Here is a 16,986-nt window from a genome sequence, read left to right as displayed (position 1 = left end):
AACGCATATGGCAGAGGCGCGAGGAACGTTCACGGTGCTGCTCGGCGCCGCGCCGGGCGTCGGCAAGACGTTCGCGATGCTCAAGGAGGGGCATCGTCTCAAGGACGAGGGCAAGGACGTCGTCATCGCACTGCTGGAGACGCACGGCCGTAAGAACACCGCCGAGGCGGCCTACGGACTCGAGATGGTCCCACGCAGGCACGTGCGCTATCGCGGCATGTGGCTCGACGAGATGGACCTGTTCAAGATCATCGAACGTCACCCGCAGGTCGCGCTCGTCGACGAGCTCGCCCACACCAATGTTCCCGGGTCCGTCCACGAGAAGCGCTGGCAGGACGTCGAGGACCTGCTCGACGCCGGCATCGACGTCATCACCACGATCAACGTCCAGCACATCGAATCGCTCAACGACGTCGTCCGTGAGATCACCGGCAGCACGCAGAAGGAGACCGTACCCGACAAGGTGCTGCGCTCCGCCTCGCAGGTCAAGCTCGTCGACCTGCCGCCCGAGGGCCTGCGCGAGCGTCTCTCCGCAGGCCTCGTCTACAAGCCGGACCGCGTCGACGCCGCGCTGAGCAACTACTTCCGTGTCGGCAACCTCACCGCGTTGCGCGAGCTCGCGCTGCTGTGGCTCGCCGGCCGCGTCGACGAGACGCTCAACACGTATCGCACGGAGCACCACATCCGCGCCAAGTGGGAGACCCGAGAACGCGTCATCGTCGCCCTGTCCGGTGGTCCCGAGGGCGAGCAGCTGCTGCGCCGTGGCGCGAGAGTCGCCCGTGCATCCGGCGGCGGCGACCTGATCGCCGTGCACGTCACACCCGAGGACGGTCTCGCCGGATCCAACCCCGCCCTGCTGATCAAGCAGCGCGAGCTCGTCGAGAAGCTCGGCGGCACCTACCATCAGATCGTCGGCGAGGACATCGCCGACGCCCTGCTCGACTACGCGCGCGCCAACAACGCCACGCAGGTGATCGTCGGCGTCTCCCGCCGCGGCTTTCTCGCGCGGTGGTTCGGCCGTCCCTCGACCCCCAACGGGATCATCGAGAAATCCGGCGACATCGACGTCCACATCGTCACGCACACGTTCGCGAACCGGGGCCTAGCGGGTCTGCGCATGCCCTCGAGGCACCAGTCGCCGATCGCCCTCGGACGGACGGTCGCGGGTCTCGCGTTCTCCGTACTATCCGTGCCGATCGCCGCATGGGTGCTCGCGAACTTCAGCTCGGTCGACTTCGCGCAGCGTGACGCGCTCATCCTGCAGCTGCTCGTCGTGATCTCGGCGGTCATCGGCGGATTCATCCCCGCGACCGTCTCGGCCGTGCTCAGCGGACTGGTGCTCGACTTCCTCTATACGGAGCCCATAGGCACCCTCCATGTGATGCGCGCCTCGGACGTGGCCACCATCATCCTGTACGTCGTGGTAGGCCTCATCGTCTCCGCCGTGGTCGACCGCGCCGACTCCCATACGCGTCAGGCGCAGCGCGCCAGCGCCGAATCGGAGATACTCGCCTCCGTGGCGGGCTCCGTGCTGCGCAGCGACGATCCGCTCGAGGCCATCGTGCACCGTACTCGTGAGGCGTTCGGCTTCAGCTGCGTGCGCGTCGTCCAGGACGGACACGTCATCATCTCCGACGGCGAGCCGGGCACGCTGTCCGACAAGGACGGCAAGGAGAGCGCGGGCCCCCGCGACTCCATCGCCGTCGAGGAGCCGGAGACCATCGCCCATGACGACCACGGTCCGGCCCTCAAGCTCTACGGCAGGTCGGTGGAGGCCTCCGACCAGCGCATGCTCATGGCCATCCTCTCCCAGATCGAGACCGTCATCGAACACAACGATCTCGAACGCAAGGCGCAGGAGATCGGTCCACTCGCCCAGGCCGAGAAGATCCGCACGGGTCTGCTCAACGCCGTCAGCCACGACCTGCGCAGGCCGCTGGCCTCCGCCACGGCCGCCGTTTCCGGCTTGCAGCGCATGGGCGACACGATGGACGAACGCGATCGAGCCGAACTGCTCTCCGTCGCCTCCAATGGTCTGAACCAGCTGACCAAGCTCGTCACCGACCTGCTGGACGTCTCGCGCATCCGCGAGGGTGCGCTGCCGTTGTCGCTCGTCGCCACCGACGTGGGGGAGGAGATCATCCCCCTGTTCGACGAGCTGGGCATCGGTCCGTGGACCGTGGACCTCGACATCGCCCCCGATCTGCCGCTGGTGGTCGCCGATCCGCCGCTGCTGCGGCGCGCATTGTCGAACGTGGTGGTCAACGCGCTGCGCTTCACCCCGAAGAACAAGCGGGTGCGCATCGCCGCCTCCGCGTTCAACGGCGTGGTCGAGATCCGCGTCGCCGATCAGGGGCCGGGCGTACCGGACGACCGCAAGAACGACATTTTCCTGCCGTTCCACCGTCTCGGGGACACGGACAACAGCACGGGCCTCGGCCTCGGCATGGCGCTGTCCAAGGGCTTCGTCGAATCGATGGGCGGTTCCATCACTCCGGAGGACACTCCGGGAGGCGGGCTGACCATCGTCATCACCCTGCGTGCCGCCGACCGTGTGCTGCGCGTCGGCCAGCTCATCCCGAAGAACGAGCGGCCGGACCCGTCGGACATCCTCGAGCAGGATACGCTCAAGGTGTCCGGAGCGGTCTCGGACGTGATTCTGCCGCTGCCCGGCAAGGGCAATTCGGACGAGCGCGGGCTCGACCGGTTCATCACCTACGGCATCATGCGAGGCGGGGAGAAGGATCGCGATGACGACAAACGGGCCTCGAGCTCCGATACACCAGAAAGGGACGCGAATGACGCGAAGAACGGCGCCCGGCGAGCCGACCGCGGCGAGGAGACCATGAAGAACATGACCGATCAGACCAATCATGGGAAAGGGAGCGACGCATGATGAAGATTCTGGTTGCCGATGACGACCCCCAATTCCTCAAGGCGCTGAAGATCACCCTGCATTCACAGGGATACGACATCGTCACCGCACGTGACGGCGTCGAATGCATCACGGTTGCGGTCAAGGAGCATCCGGACCTGTTCGTCCTCGACCTCGGCATGCCGAGGATGGATGGCATGGGGGTGATCCAGGGCGTGCGCGGATGGACCGAGGCGCCGATCCTCGTCGTCTCCGGCCGCACCGATGCGCGCGAGAAGGTCGCCGCGCTCGATGCGGGCGCCGACGACTACGTGACCAAGCCGGTGTCGATCGACGAGCTGCTGGCCCGTATCCGGGCGCTGCTGCGCCGCGTCGCCCTCGAGGGGGCGTCCGAAAGCGCGGCGCCCCTGACCCGTTTCGGTGACGTGACCGTTGACCTCAATGCCAAGGCCGTCTTCCGCGGGGGGTCGGGCAGGCAGACCCGCATCAGGCTCACGCCCACCGAATGGAAGGTGCTGGAGGTGCTGGTGCGCAACGCGGGCAAGCTGGTCACGCGTCAGGATCTACTCACCGAGATCTGGGGAGCCCAGCACGTCAAGGACACCGGCTATCTGCGCCTGTACATCTCGCAGCTGCGCAAGAAGATCGAGCCGAACCCAGCCCATCCCCGGTATCTGAAGACCGAACCGGGGATGGGCTATCGTCTCGACATCGGCGGCACCGATGGCGCCTCAGATGCTCCCGAGGCCTCCGAGGCCACTGAGCAGGGCGCCAAGGCCTAAGAGACTGGCTTGAAGGGCGGGGCGGGATCCGGCCGGGGCTAGCCGATGAGATCGGCGATCGAATCGGGGATGGCGTCGATCACGTCCGAGGCGACGATCGGATGACCGATCGTGTTGAACCGGGCGGTGCGCGTCATACCGAACAGCTCCGGCGTCTGCCAGCCGTACTGTTCCGACTCGCTGGCCAGCCCCGCTGCCATGCCGTGCAGGTAGGCCGCGGCCGCGGCGGTATCGGCGACGAGCGCGGCGTCATAGGAGAGCGGGGCGTCCGTGGCGCCATCCAGATCATCATCCATCTGCGCGAGCAGCGCGCCGGTGATGCCGGCGAGCACATCGCCGGCGCCGGCCGTCCCCAGCCATGCGGGGGCGCTGCCCGAAACCATCGGATGACCGTCCTCGCCCACGACGATGGTCGCCGCTCCCTTGAGCAGCACCGTCGCACCGGTGCGCTCATGGGCCTCCACGGCGTATCTGAGCGGTTCGTGCTCCACCTGTTCACGGCTCACGCCCAGCACTCGCGCCAGTTCGCCGGCATGGGGTGTGATCACCACCTGCGGTGAGACGCGGTCGGGCATGAGATCGAGCGCACCCGCATCGACGACGATCGGCGGCATCACCCGGCAGTCCGCGGCATCGGCGGCGTAGTAGGCGAGCAGCGCCGCGATCGTCTGACGCTGGATGTCCTTCAACTCGGGGTCGCCGTCATTGTCCGGCACGCCGGAGCCCACCACCCACGACTGCACGTGGCCCTTGCCGATCACGGCCTCCGGCAGGGCGTTGAGCACCATGTCCTGCGCGCGTTCCGGGCCGAGGTAGCGCACCATGCCGACGTTCGTGCGAGCAGCGGCCCTCGCCGTCAGCACTGCGGCACCCGGATAGCGCGACGATCCGGTGACGAGCCCCACCACGCCGCGCGAGTACTTCGCGTCCGTGACACGCGGTAGGCGGATCGCCTCGGCGGCCAGATCGCGCGACATCGCCTCGACCGACGGTTCGATGCCGTCGAGATCGAAACCGAAGTCGACCAGCGTGATCCGCCCGCAGGCGAACGTCGCCGGCGGCAGTATCGCGCATGGCTTCATCGCGCCGAACATCACCGTCTCATCGGCCGGAATGTACGCGCCCGACAGCGCCCCATCGTCCACGCCGACACCGGAGGGGGTGTCCACCGCCAGCACCAGAGGGAAATCGACGCCGGCGTCACGGTTCGGCAGCGCCGGACGATCCGGCAGCGGGGAGCCGTCCTCGCCCTCGGCGGCATCGTCCCGGGACTGCGGGTCGTCCGCCGTCTCGTTCCTCCACGGCTTCATGCCCAGCGAGGAGGCGAGCGCCGCGGGAATGCCGCGAAGATCGCCGGCGACGCCGATGCCGGTCATCGCGTCGATGATCAGGTGGGAGCGGCGCGCCAGCCGTATGGCCGCCTGCAGTCGTTCGCCGGCCTCGCCCGCGGTGAATCCGGAGGAGCATCCGGGGATCTCGGCCTCGGGGTCCAGCACCAGCACCTTGCCGCCGGCCTGCACGAATGCGGCGAAACCGGCGTCATGCAGCGCGCGTCCGGTAGCCACCGCGGTCACCTGGGCGCCCTCGTCGGCCAGTGCGGCCGCCGCGAACAGGCCGTCGCCGCCGTTGTCGCCGGAGCCCGCCAGCAGCGTGACCGCCGCGTCCTCGATGTCGACGTCCGCGTCGTCGAGCATGCGCGCGGCCACATGTGCGGCGGCGTTGGCGGCCATGCGCATCAGCGGAACGCCGTCGTCGAGCAGTGGACGTTCCATGTCGCGCACGTCGGCCGTGGCATACGCGTTGTGCAGCAGGGTGTCGCGGCGTTCCGAATCGTTGCGGGTGTCCATGTGTGGCCTCCTTGACCATTCGATCCTTCGGGTCCAGTCTAGTCCGCATGAGGGCGGCGGGATGCTCGCGTGTAGGGTGATGTGGTGTTGTTCTCGCCTTGCCGTTATAGTGGTTAGTCGGCAAAACGCCGGATGCGGCGGTATGCGCGAGAACGGCAATGGGCGCGATGGTGATTCGCGACGGTGATTCCAAGGAAAGCGGCAGGTGGGGTATGGCGATCGATGCACAGGGTCTGGAGATTCAGATCGGCGCGCGCACGTTGTTGCATCCCACCGACTTCCACGTCGCCAAGGGCGACAAGATCGGTCTGGTCGGTCGCAACGGCGCCGGCAAGACGACGCTGACGCGCGTGATCACCGGCGACATGCTGCCGACGTCGGGCAAGGTGCGCGTTTCCGGCAAGCTCGGCTACCTGCCGCAGGACACGCATGCGGCCGATCCGGAGCAGACCGCGCTCGACCGCATGATGAGCGCCCGCGACATCGCGACGATCATCGACCGACTGCGCAAGGCGGAGAAGGAGATGACCGATCCGGATCCGGATGTCATGTCCAAGGCTATGAACCGCTATGACAAGGCCATGCAGGACTTCGAGAAGGCCGGCGGCTACGCGGCCCAGTCGGAGGCGGTCACCATGGCCGCGTCGCTGGGGCTTCCCCAGGGCGTCATGGAGCAGAAGCTCGGCACCCTCTCCGGTGGTCAGCGCCGTCGTATCGAGCTGGCGCGCATCCTCTACTCGGATGCCGATACGCTGATCCTCGACGAGCCCACCAACCACCTGGACGCCGATTCGATCGAATGGCTTCGCGGATACCTCAAAAAGTACGAGGGCGGATTCCTTGTCATCTCCCACTCGACCGAGCTGCTCGACGAGGTCGTCAACAAGGTGTGGCATCTCGACGCGCAGACCGGCAGCATCGACATGTATTCGCTCGGCTGGAAGGCGTATCTGCATCAGCGTGTCGTCGACGAGGAGCGTCGCCGCCGTGAGCGCGAGGTCGCCGAGAAGAAGGCCGAACGCCTCATGAAGCAGGGCATCCGCCTGCACGCCAAGGCCACGAAGGCCGTCGCCGCGCAGAACATGATGCGCCGGGCCGAGAAGCTGCTCGAGAACACCTCCGAGGCGCAGAAGGCCGAGAAGGTCGCCGACATCCGTTTCCCCGAACCCGCCCCCTGCGGCAGGACGCCGATCATGGCCAAGGATATCTCCAAGGCGTACGGGTCGAACATCGTGTTCGCCGGCGTCAATCTCGCCATCGACAAGGGTTCGCGCGTCGTCATCCTCGGCTACAACGGCGCCGGCAAGACCACCACGCTGCGCCTTCTGGCACACATCGAACAGCCGGACACCGGCTCGGTGGAGTACGGCCACGGCTGCAAGATCGGCTATTTCGCGCAGGAGCACGACACGCTCGACCTGAACGCCACGGTGCTGGAGAACCTCACGCACGTGGCCCCCGATCTCAACGACACGCAGGCCCGCTCCATTCTCGGCTCGTTCCTGTTCTCCGGCGACGATGCGTTGAAGCCCGCGCGCGTGCTCTCCGGCGGCGAGAAGACCAGGCTCGCCCTGGCCACGCTCGTCACCTCCCGCGCCAACGTGCTGCTGCTCGACGAGCCGACCAACAACCTCGACCCGGCCTCGCGCGACGAGATCCTCAAGGCGATCGCCAAGTACGAGGGCGCGATCGTGCTGGTCACCCACGATGAGGGCGCCGTCGAGGCGCTGAACCCCGAACGCGTGCTGCTCATGCCCGACGGCGACGAGGATCTGTGGAACGACTCCTACCTCGAACTGGTGGCCGAGGAGTAACGAGTAACGACCGGGCGGCCGCCGGGGGAGCAACGGCCGTCGATTCAGTCGAAGAAGCCGCTCGGACGATTCCCGTTCCGATGCGGGGTGCGATGCGTGTACGCGAACACCTCCGATTCGCTCGGTTCGGGTTGGCGCATCCAGGTGAGATCGCCGGCGACCAGCGGATCCTGCTCGTCGATGCAGGCCCGCATCGCGTCGATGTCGCGCAGCATGCCCTCCTGCTCCGCGGCGTCGTCGTAGGTGCGCTGTGCGAGCGAGCATTCGACCTTGTCGAGGTAGGAGCGCTGCCGTTGCAGACGATCATGCCTCGACACGTCCTCGCATAGGGCCGCATACATCCGTTCCCGTCGGAAATCGTGTTTGGCGGCGGCCGAGCGTCTGCGCTCCTCGACCGTTCTGCGCCTGACCTCGCGGCATCTGACCATCTCCCCGGTAAGCGCGTCGAACAGGTTCGGCACACGCGTCTCCACGGGCGTGTTGACGGTGTCCTTGCTGGTCTTGAGCCGATAGTGCGCCATGTCGCTGTCCACGCGGATCGTCATCACGCCTGTGGGTGCGAACCGGGTGGAACGCTGCGCCTTCCAGATCGGCGCGTCATCGGCCATGCGCCGATCCTCCAGCGTGCGCGTCTTGGCCTCGGTGCCATGGCGCGAACGCTCCGAAAGATGAAACGAGAGCATGTGTCCGTCCTCGGTGCCCACGACGATGTGCGGCCATGACCACCTGGCCTGTTTCGCCTTGGCGAACAGTCGTGCGCATGGTTCCCGGACGGTGAACCCCCGGTCCAGCGCATGTCCGCCGATCGTCTCGATCAACGCCGTCGATCGTCCGATCAGGTCGGCGGACACATACTGATGGTCGACGTCGCGGCCGAACAGTTCGGACCATCGGCGGATATTCTCGGCGCTCGCAGTCATGATGATTCCCTTTCCGTTCGAGGGTCTTGCGACCGGCATGCCCGCCCCCATTGGCGGGACATGCCAACCACCATCCCACGCCGGCGCCGATGACGGCAAATCCTCCTCGCCCGTATGTGCACAATCACGTCGACGATGTGCATAACGTGATGCGCGTCATCATCGCGGGTCGGACAGCATGACGATGCGGTCGCACCATCCGGCCGCCAGCTCCTCGTCATGGGTGACGACCAGCAGCGTGCGCCCGCTGTCCGCCAGACGGCGCAGCAGCCTGCCGACCTGCTCCATATGCAGCCGGTCCAGACCGCTGGTCGGCTCGTCGAGAACGATGAGATCCTTGCCGCACATGAGCGCCGAACCGATTGCCACGCGCTGCTTCTGCCCGCCGGACAGGCTCATCGGGTGACGGTCGGCAAACGCCGTCAGATCCAGCTCGTCGAGGATCCCGTCGCATCGGGTCCGGGCGTCCGCGTCATCCTCGTCGAAGCCGAGCATGAGCTCCTCGCGCACCGATGCGGAGAACAGCTGATAGTTGACGTCCTGCATGACCATGAATCCCGCCCGGGTCAGTGCATGCGCGTTGGCCGCGCGCCCGTCGAGCTCGATCTGTCCACTCAATGGGCGCATCAGCCCCGTCAGCGTGCGCACCAGCGTCGTCTTGCCGGCCCCGTTGCGCCCCATCAGCCCGACGATCTGCCCGCGGTACAACGTCAGATCGTCGACGGCGCATCTGAACGGCATGCTCCGGTCCTGAAGGCCACGATGATCGCGTCCATTAGCGCGTCCTGCGCCGGCAAGACCGAAACGCAGCCCCGTGCGGCGACGGTCATGGCCGATGACCAGACCGCGCGTGCGCAGCAGCGGGGCGCCGGACGCGACATCGGCGCCCCGACCTGATGCCGCCTCGGATGCGACAAGCCCGCGAACCCGCTGCCGGTACGGTTCCAGATCCAATGCGCGCAACCCCATGCCGGCCACCGTATCGGGGGAGAGCGCCAGAAACTCATCCGCCGCAAACGAGCGGACGATGCGTCCGGACTTGAACACCACATACCGGTCGGCCACGCCGTTGAGCCACGCAAGACGATGCTCGGCGACCAGCACCGCCACGCCATCGGCCTTCATCCTCGCGACCAGAAGCCGCATGTCGTCGATCGCCGACGCGTCAAGATTGCTCGTCGGCTCGTCGAGCACCACCAGACGCGGCTCGAGCATGTTTGCCGCGGCCATCGCGATGCGCTGACGCTGCCCGCCGGACAGGCGCAGCACGTCACGCTCCAGCAGATCGGCCACGCCGAACCGCTCGGCCACCTCGGACACGCGCCGGTTGATCTCGGCCGTCTCCATGCCCATGTTCTCGCATGGAAATGCCAGCTCGTCGGTCGAATTCGCGTTGAAGTACTGCGTCTTCGGATTCTGGAACACGCTGCCCGTCAACGGCGTCAGACGGTCGATCGGCACCTGCGTCGTATCGAGACCGCACGTCAGACACGATCCCGTGAACACGCCATGGAAGAACGAGGGGATCAACCCATTGGCCACACGGGTCAGTGTCGTCTTGCCGCAGCCGCTCCCGCCACACAGCACCACGCACTCGCCCGGGGCAAGACGCAGCGATGCATCATCCAATGCCGGCGACGATACGGTCTGTCGTACATCGGCGGACGCATCCGCCGGCACCTCTGCGGCATCGGCGGCGTCACCGACATCGTAGCGAAACGACACCTCGCGCACGTCGAGCGCCGCTCTCGAAACGGCGTCGGCCATCTCAGATCACCCCCGCGATATCCAGAGCAAGCGGCAGCGTCGCCGCCGACATCATCATCCAATCGGCCGCGCGCATGCGGATCGCCGTACGCGACGTATGCGCGCCCTCACGTCCAAGCCCCTTCGTCAGCGCCGCCACCGACAGATCCTGCGCCACCGTCGTGGCGTTCATCAGCAACGGCACCACCACGTACTCCAGCGACTGCGCAGGATGACGGATCCACGCGAACGCGCCCGAGGCGATGCCCCGCAACGCCATCGCCTCGCGGATGCGCCGATAATCCGGCAGGATCGTCGGAAAGAAGCGGATGATCACCACGCACGGGATCACCACCGTCTCCGGCACACGCATACGACGCATCGCACACACGAACGCGCTCGCCGACGTGGTCGTGAACGCGTACGCGCCCGTCATGAAGCACGGCAGCATCATCGAGACGCCAACAGCCAGCGCCGCGACAACATGCAGCTGCGGGACGCCCATCGCATCCGGGTCGAGCATGCCGAGTGCGGTGAGAGCCGCATACAGCACGGCGAATCGTGCGGCCATGCGCAGACGTCCCGCGGCCGCCAGCGGCGTCAGGAACAGGACGACCATGACGATCTGCGTGGCGAGCCCCACGTGGAAGAACAGCATGAGGTTCGCAAGCAGCAGCAAGTAGAGTTTCGCGCGCGGGTCGAGCCCCATCAGGCGATGCCGGCCTTGACGAAGTGCTTTCTCATCAGACGCTGTCCGAACCATCCGCCGATCAGCGCGCACACTAGGATCGCGACCATCGCCAGCACGAACGTGCCCATGTTGATGTTCGCGAACACGCCGTCGATGTACGCCGCGTCCTTGCCGCGCGCCTCGAGGCTCGCCACGTACGCGTCCCTCATGAACCACAGCGGCAGGATCGGGCCGGTCAGACCGTACGAGAACACGACGTAGGAGACCAGAAGCAGCACCTTGTTGCGGTATGCGCCGGCCCGTGCGATGAGGTCGGCGGCCAGCGGGAAGACGATGCTCGCGACGAACGAGAGCGCGAAATGGCCGGAGACGAACAGGAACAGGCCGATCACCAGACCCATCACCGTGATGCCGCCGAACTTGCGCAGGCGAGCGTCGAGCAGCATGAACACGGGGCCGGAGATCAGGGCCGCGATGGCGGGCAGGAAGATCGAACCGAAGCCTCCGGTGAACAGCGTGCTGACCAGCGTGGCGACGCACACCATCACGAAATACAGTGCGGAGAACACGCCGATCGTGATGAGATCGGCGGTGGCGAGCCTCCTCTTTGCTCGGGTGTCGGGAGCTTCGGCTTCGGAGGACGGGGTCGTGGGGGTGGTGACGGGGGCATTCGGTGCTGTCAAGACTGTTCTTCCGTTTCCTGTGATTCCTGTACTTCGCATCGCCCGTGGCGGTTGCGGCGGACGTGCCATACTCGCCAATGTAACGGGGAAGCGGAGCAAAGGCAATACCCAATTTTCCACGATTTCCCCGACACGCCATCGAACAACTGTTCGAATTGTGTCGGGGAATCGGGTATCCTTGGGGCAGGTTTGACGTATTGACACACATAGGAACAGGGACGAGGAAGGCGGGGCGCTGTGGCGGCGACGCGGACTGATACTCATGCACGGGAGGACGTCGGGGAAGACGGGAAGGTCGGCGGTCACGCCGTCGGAGGCGTCATGGGCGCGGCGGTCGCCGGAGAGGAGTCGTTCCTCTCGCGCGAGATCGCGAAGGCGCCGCTCGTCGAGCGTGGCGGTTCGCTGATCGCGGACATCTCGCACATTCCGAATGATCTCAAGATCACGATCCAGGGCGCCCGCGAGCACAATCTGAAGAACGTGGATCTCGCGATCCCGCGCAACCGCATGGTCGTGTTCACCGGCCTGTCCGGCTCGGGCAAGTCGTCGCTCGCGTTCGACACCCTCTTCGCCGAAGGACAGCGCCGATACGTCGAGTCGCTCTCCGCCTACGCCCGTCAGTTCCTCGGGCAGATGGACAAGCCCGACGTCGACTTCATCGAAGGTCTGAGCCCGGCCGTCTCCATCGACCAGAAGACCACCAACAGGAACCCCCGCTCCACCGTCGGCACCATCACCGAGATCTATGACTACCTCAGGCTCCTGTTCGCGCGCACCGGCGTGCCGCACTGCCCCGAATGCGGCGAGCCCGTCGCCTCGCAGACCCCGCAGCAGATCGTCGACGCGCTGATGGCCTACCCCGAGCGCACGCGCTTCCAGATCCTCGCTCCCGTCGTCAGGGGGCGCAAGGGAGAGTTCGTCGACATGCTCGAGCTACTGCGCTCCGACGGCTACGCCCGAGCGCTCATCGACGGCGAGATGAGGCAGCTGTCCGACGACATCACGCTCGCCAAGCAGAGGAAGCACACCATCGAGGTGGTCGTCGACCGTCTCGTCGTCAAGGACGGCATGCGCCAGCGCCTCACCGATTCGGTCGAGACCGCGTTGAGGCTCGCCAACGGATCCATCGTCATCGACTTCGTCGACGAGGAGGAGGGGTCGCCGGCGCGCCGACGTCCGTTCTCCGAGCATCGCAGCTGCCCCAACGGGCATACGCTCGAACTTGACGAGATCGAGCCGCGCACCTTCTCCTTCAACGCGCCCTACGGCGCATGCCCGGCCTGCACGGGTCTGGGATTCAAGCTGGAGATCGACCCGGAGCTCGTCATCTCCGATCCTGACAAGTCGCTCGCCGAAGGCGTCATCGAGCCGTGGAGCGGCACCAAGATGGCCTCCCAGTACTACGGGCACGTCCTCGAGGGGCTCGCCAGGGAGATGGGATTCTCGATGCGCACCCCGTGGAAGGACCTTCCCGAGGACGTGCGCCACGACATCCTCTATGGCCACGATTTCAAGGTCGACGTCTCCTACCGCAACCGCTGGGGGCGCCTGCGGGAGTACTCCACCGGTTTCGAAGGGGTCGTGCGCACGCTGATGCGCCGTCACGAGGAGACCGATTCGCAGTCGATGAAGGAGTACTACGAGTCGTACATGCGCGAGGTGCCCTGCCAGGTGTGCAAGGGCAGGAGGCTCAAGCCCGAGGTGCTCGCGGTCACCGTGGACGGCAAGTCCATCTTCGACGTGTGCGACATGCCCGTCGTGCGCGAGCTCGCATGGATCAACGGTCTGCACCTCGAGGGCTCCGCGCTGAAGATCGCCGGCGAGGTGCTCAAGGAGATCAGGGCGCGTCTCGGCTTCCTCAACGACGTCGGCCTCGACTACCTCACCCTCTCACGCGCCGCGGCCACGCTCTCCGGCGGCGAGGCGCAGCGCATCCGCCTCGCCACGCAGATCGGCTCCGGCCTCGTCGGCGTCATGTACGTGCTCGACGAGCCGTCCATCGGCCTGCATCAGCGCGACAACGCCCGGCTCATCGAGACCCTGCACCACCTGCGCGACCTCGGCAACACGCTCATCGTCGTAGAGCACGACGAGGACACGATCCGCGGTGCCGACTGGCTCGTCGACATCGGCCCCGGGGCGGGCGAGCACGGCGGCGAGGTCGTCTACTCCGGCCCCGCCTCGCACCTGATCGAGGCGAAACGCTCCATCACCGGCGACTACATCGCCCGCCGCCGTGAGATCGCCGTGCCCGCGCATCGCCGCAAGATCACGCGCACCGCGAAGCTCAGGGTCGTTGGCGCGCGCGAGAACAACCTGAAGAACATCGACGTGGACTTCCCGCTCGGCGTCTTCACCGTCGTCACCGGCGTCTCCGGCTCCGGCAAGTCGTCGCTCGTCAACTCGATCCTCTACCCGGTCCTCGCCGACAGGCTCAACGGCGCACGCATCGTGCCCGGCAAGCATCGCCGCGTCGAGGGACTCGACCAGGTGCGCAAGGTCATCCACGTCGACCAGAACCCGATCGGACGCACCCCGCGATCCAACCCCGCCACCTACACCGGCGTGTGGGACAAGATCCGCACCCTCTTCGCCAAGACCCCCGAGGCGCAGGTGCGCGGCTACGGGCCGGGGCGCTTCTCGTTCAACGTCAAGGGCGGCCGATGCGAGGCCTGCCACGGCGACGGCACGCTCAAGATCGAGATGAACTTCCTGCCCGACGTGTACGTCGAATGCGAGACCTGCCACGGCAAACGCTACAACCGCGAGACCCTCGAGGTGAAGTACAACGGCAAGACGGTCTCCGACATCCTCGACATGCCCATCGAGGAGGCCGCCGACTTCTTCAAGGCGTACACCGGCATCTCCCGGTACCTCAAGACCCTGGTCGACGTCGGCCTCGGCTACATCCGTCTCGGACAGCCCGCGCCCACGCTCTCCGGAGGCGAATCGCAGCGTGTCAAGCTCGCCACCGAACTCCAGCGCCGCTCCGACGGCAGGACCGTGTACATCCTCGACGAGCCGACCACGGGCCTGCACTTCGAGGACGTCAACAAGCTGCTCAAGGTGCTGCAGGGTCTCGTCGACAAGGGCAACACGGTGATCGTCATCGAACACAACCTCGACGTCGTCAAGTCGGCCGACTGGATCATCGATCTGGGGCCCGAAGGCGGCGACGGCGGCGGCACGATCGTCACGCAGGGCACACCGGAACAGGTGGCGGCGTGCGAAGAGTCGTGGACGGGGAAGTTCCTCAAGGGCATGCTGTGACGAACGACATTGAACGGCATTCGCCGGAGGTGTGGCGCAGGACCGCCGACGCCCTGCTCGGCGAGCATGGGGCGAGCGCGGACGACGTCGGTGAGGGCACGGCGCGCGTGAACCGCAACGGGGCTCCGCTGCTGGGGGACTCGCGCGACCTGTTCCGTCCCAGAACCTCGGACATCCCCGCGAAGCCGGGAGTGTACAAGTGGCGCGACGGCGAGGGGCGCGTCATCTACGTGGGCAAGGCGAAGAACCTGCGCAACAGGCTGACCAACTACTTCCAGCCGCTCTACCTGCTGCATCCGCGCACGCAGACGATGGTGCTCACGGCCCGCAGCCTCGAATGGACGGTCGTGGGCACCGAACTGGAGTCGCTCACGCTCGAATACACGTGGATCAAGGAGTTCGACCCGCGGTTCAACGTGCAGTTCCGAGACGACAAGACCTACCCGTATCTGGCGATCTCGGCGGGCGAACCCGTTCCCCGCGTGTGGGTGACGCGCAGCCGCAAACGGCGCGACACCAGATACTTCGGCCCCTACGCGAAGGTGTGGGATCTGCGGCACGGGCTCGACAGGCTGCTGCGCACGTTCCCGGTGCGCACCTGCACGACGAACGTCTACCACAAGGCCGAGCTGACCGGACGGCCCTGTCTGCTCGCCTCCATCGGCAAATGCTCGGCGCCCTGCGTCGGACGCATCGACCCGGACGATCACAGGCGCATGTGCGAGCGGCTCATCGGCGTGATGACCGGACGGCTCGGCAGGTCGTACATCGCCCGGCTGACGCGTGACATGAAGGCCGCGGCCGCCGATCTCGAATTCGAGAGGGCCGCGCGGCTGCGCGACGAGATCGCCATGCTCTCCACCGTCGTCGAACAGAACGCCGTCGTCTTCGATCAGGACGTGGACGCCGACGTGTTCGGCTTCGCCACCGACGAGCTCGAGGCGTCCGTGCATGCGTTCCACGTACGCGCCGGGTCGATCCGCGGCGAACGCAACTGGAGCGTCGAACGCGTCGAGGACATCGACGACGCCGACCTGATGGCCGACCTCATCGTGCAGGTCTACTCCGAGCTGACCGGGGATCGGACGCGGACCGCGGACGGGGAGACCGTCGGCGAGGCCGACGGACTCGTGCGGGAGCGACGCGAGGCCGTCGGCTCCACGCAGAGCGTCACGGCGGTGGACGCGCAGGCGCGTGCGAAGGCCACCCGCGAGCGCAACGCGCGGCAGGAGGTCACCGGCCGCGCCGACCTGCTCGCGCCGATCGCGCCCGTGCCGCGCGAGGTGATCGTGCCGGTCGAGCCGTCGCGCCGTGAGGAGCTCGAGCATTGGCTCACGATCCTGCGCGGGGGAGCGGTGTCGATCCGCGTCGCCTCCCGCGGGGACAAGCGCCAGCTCATGGACCGGGCGAACGAGAACGCCTCCCAGGCGCTGCAGCGTAGCAAGCTCAGCCGCATCTCCGACATGGGCGCGCGCACGCGGGCCATGAACGACGTGGCCGATGCGCTGGGGCTCGACGAGGCGCCGCTGCGCATCGAATGCTACGACATCTCGAACACCGTCGGCGGGGCGTTCCAGGTCGCCTCGATGGTCGTGTTCGAGGACGCCGTCGCGAAGAAGTCGGAATACCGCCGCTTCGCCATCCGCGGTGAGGACGGCAAGGGCGCGCTCGACGACCTGTCCGCCCTCTACGAGACGCTCACCAGGCGATTCCGTCACGGCAACATCGCCGGAGACTCCGGTGAGAGCATCGACGCGGAACGGCGTGTGGCCCAGGCCGGCATCGCGGTCGGGCCGGATGTGGCGCGCGTCGACGGCGATGCGCCCGTCCAGCGGGACCTCGTCCAGCAGAACACGGACCGCCACCACTTTGCCTACAAGCCGAATCTCGTCGTGGTCGACGGCGGTCAGCCGCAGGTCATGGCCGCCGCCAAGGCGCTGCGGGACTGCGGCGTCGACGATGTGGCCGTCTGCGGGCTCGCCAAGCGGCTCGAGGAGGTGTGGGTGCCGGACGACGACTATCCGATCATCCTCAAACGCCAGTCCGAGGGCATGTACCTGCTGCAGCGCGTGCGTGACGAATCCCACCGGTTCGCCATAACCTACCATCGCCAGACCCGGCGCAGGGGAGCGCTGCGCAGCGCGCTCGACGACATCCCCGGCGTCGGCGAAACGTATCAGAAGCGCCTGCTCGCGCACTTCGGATCGGTGCGTGCGATGCGTGCGGCGAGCGTCGAGGAGCTGGAGTCCGTCAGGGGCATCGGCCACGCCAGGGCGCAGGCCATCCACGACGCGCTGGCGAAGGACGAACCCGGGGGTAGCATTCGTTCCGAATAGTCCGAGTAGGATGGGATCCAGC

The 16,986-nt window shown here is 66.8% G+C and carries 10 protein-coding genes; 5 read left to right on the top strand and 5 right to left on the bottom strand.

What is annotated here, in order from left to right; all coding sequences use genetic code 11:
* The first annotated feature begins 7 nt into the window (after positions 1-7).
* Both EMB92_RS02415 and EMB92_RS02410 read left to right on the top strand, forming a co-directional pair.
* Positions 8-2,896 (top strand): ATP-binding protein, encoded by a 2,889-nt coding sequence (locus tag EMB92_RS02415; protein ID WP_150393653.1) that lies wholly within the window; start codon positions 8-10, stop codon positions 2,894-2,896.
* Positions 2,893-3,657, top strand: a complete 765-nt coding sequence (locus EMB92_RS02410; protein WP_190973526.1) for a response regulator transcription factor — start codon at positions 2,893-2,895, stop codon at positions 3,655-3,657. The genes EMB92_RS02415 and EMB92_RS02410 overlap by 4 nt, the downstream gene beginning before the upstream one ends.
* 38 nt (positions 3,658-3,695) lie before the next feature.
* On the opposite strand, the gene EMB92_RS02405 is transcribed toward EMB92_RS02410, so the two are convergent.
* Positions 3,696-5,504 carry a bifunctional ADP-dependent NAD(P)H-hydrate dehydratase/NAD(P)H-hydrate epimerase gene (locus EMB92_RS02405; protein ID WP_150393652.1) on the bottom strand — a complete coding sequence of 603 codons (1,809 nt, stop codon included), beginning with the start codon at positions 5,502-5,504 and terminating at the stop codon, positions 3,696-3,698.
* Between the two features lie 212 nt (positions 5,505-5,716).
* On the opposite strand from EMB92_RS02405, the gene EMB92_RS02400 reads away from it, so the two are divergent.
* Positions 5,717-7,318: an ABC-F family ATP-binding cassette domain-containing protein gene (locus EMB92_RS02400; RefSeq protein WP_107044684.1), complete on the top strand. Its 1,602-nt coding sequence runs from the start codon at positions 5,717-5,719 to the stop codon at positions 7,316-7,318.
* Between the two features lie 44 nt (positions 7,319-7,362).
* Here the strand turns inward: EMB92_RS02400 and EMB92_RS02395 are convergent, their stop codons facing one another.
* The 4 genes from EMB92_RS02395 to EMB92_RS02380 form a co-directional block, all read right to left on the bottom strand.
* Positions 7,363-8,238, bottom strand: coding sequence for a hypothetical protein (locus EMB92_RS02395; RefSeq protein ID WP_150393651.1), 876 nt, complete (start codon positions 8,236-8,238; stop codon positions 7,363-7,365).
* A gap of 159 nt (positions 8,239-8,397) precedes the next feature.
* Entirely contained in the window at positions 8,398-10,005 is a 1,608-nt protein-coding gene (locus EMB92_RS02390; RefSeq protein WP_150393650.1) for an ABC transporter ATP-binding protein, read from the bottom strand.
* Between the two features lies 1 nt (position 10,006).
* On the bottom strand, positions 10,007-10,693 hold the full coding sequence (locus EMB92_RS02385) for an energy-coupling factor transporter transmembrane component T (RefSeq protein WP_140444697.1): 687 nt from the start codon (positions 10,691-10,693) through the stop codon (positions 10,007-10,009).
* Positions 10,693-11,358 (bottom strand): MptD family putative ECF transporter S component, encoded by a 666-nt coding sequence (locus EMB92_RS02380; RefSeq protein ID WP_223847525.1) that lies wholly within the window; start codon positions 11,356-11,358, stop codon positions 10,693-10,695. Before EMB92_RS02380 ends, EMB92_RS02385 begins: the two co-directional genes overlap by 1 nt.
* A gap of 321 nt (positions 11,359-11,679) precedes the next feature.
* On the opposite strand from EMB92_RS02380, the gene uvrA reads away from it, so the two are divergent.
* Complete coding sequence (gene uvrA / locus EMB92_RS02375) at positions 11,680-14,628, top strand: excinuclease ABC subunit UvrA (RefSeq protein ID WP_043163920.1); 2,949 nt, start codon at positions 11,680-11,682, stop codon at positions 14,626-14,628.
* The gene (uvrC, locus tag EMB92_RS02370) at positions 14,625-16,964 is read left to right on the top strand and encodes an excinuclease ABC subunit UvrC (protein WP_150393648.1); all 2,340 of its coding nucleotides are present in this window, start codon (positions 14,625-14,627) and stop codon (positions 16,962-16,964) included. Before uvrA ends, uvrC begins: the two co-directional genes overlap by 4 nt.
* The last annotated feature ends 22 nt before the right edge of the window (positions 16,965-16,986 follow it).

Origin of the sequence: Bifidobacterium callitrichos (assembly GCF_008698085.1) — a bacterium.
GTDB classification, from domain to species: Bacteria; Actinomycetota; Actinomycetes; order Actinomycetales; family Bifidobacteriaceae; genus Bifidobacterium; species Bifidobacterium callitrichos.
This window is presented reverse-complemented; position numbering and strand designations above follow the sequence as displayed.

Excerpts from the sequence above, each read along its gene's own strand:
- uvrA (WP_043163920.1), top strand. The coding sequence starts at position 11,680 with ATGGGCGCGGCGGTCGCCGGAGAGGAGTCGTTCCTCTCGCGCGAGATC.
- EMB92_RS02395 (WP_150393651.1), bottom strand. The coding sequence starts at position 8,238 with ATGACTGCGAGCGCCGAGAATATCCGCCGATGGTCCGAACTGTTCGGC.
- EMB92_RS02405 (WP_150393652.1), bottom strand. The coding sequence starts at position 5,504 with ATGGACACCCGCAACGATTCGGAACGCCGCGACACCCTGCTGCACAAC.
- EMB92_RS02390 (WP_150393650.1), bottom strand. The coding sequence starts at position 10,005 with ATGGCCGACGCCGTTTCGAGAGCGGCGCTCGACGTGCGCGAGGTGTCG.
- EMB92_RS02400 (WP_107044684.1), top strand. The coding sequence starts at position 5,717 with ATGGCGATCGATGCACAGGGTCTGGAGATTCAGATCGGCGCGCGCACG.
- EMB92_RS02415 (WP_150393653.1), top strand. The coding sequence starts at position 8 with ATGGCAGAGGCGCGAGGAACGTTCACGGTGCTGCTCGGCGCCGCGCCG.
- EMB92_RS02410 (WP_190973526.1), top strand. The coding sequence starts at position 2,893 with ATGATGAAGATTCTGGTTGCCGATGACGACCCCCAATTCCTCAAGGCG.
- EMB92_RS02385 (WP_140444697.1), bottom strand. The coding sequence starts at position 10,693 with ATGGGGCTCGACCCGCGCGCGAAACTCTACTTGCTGCTGCTTGCGAAC.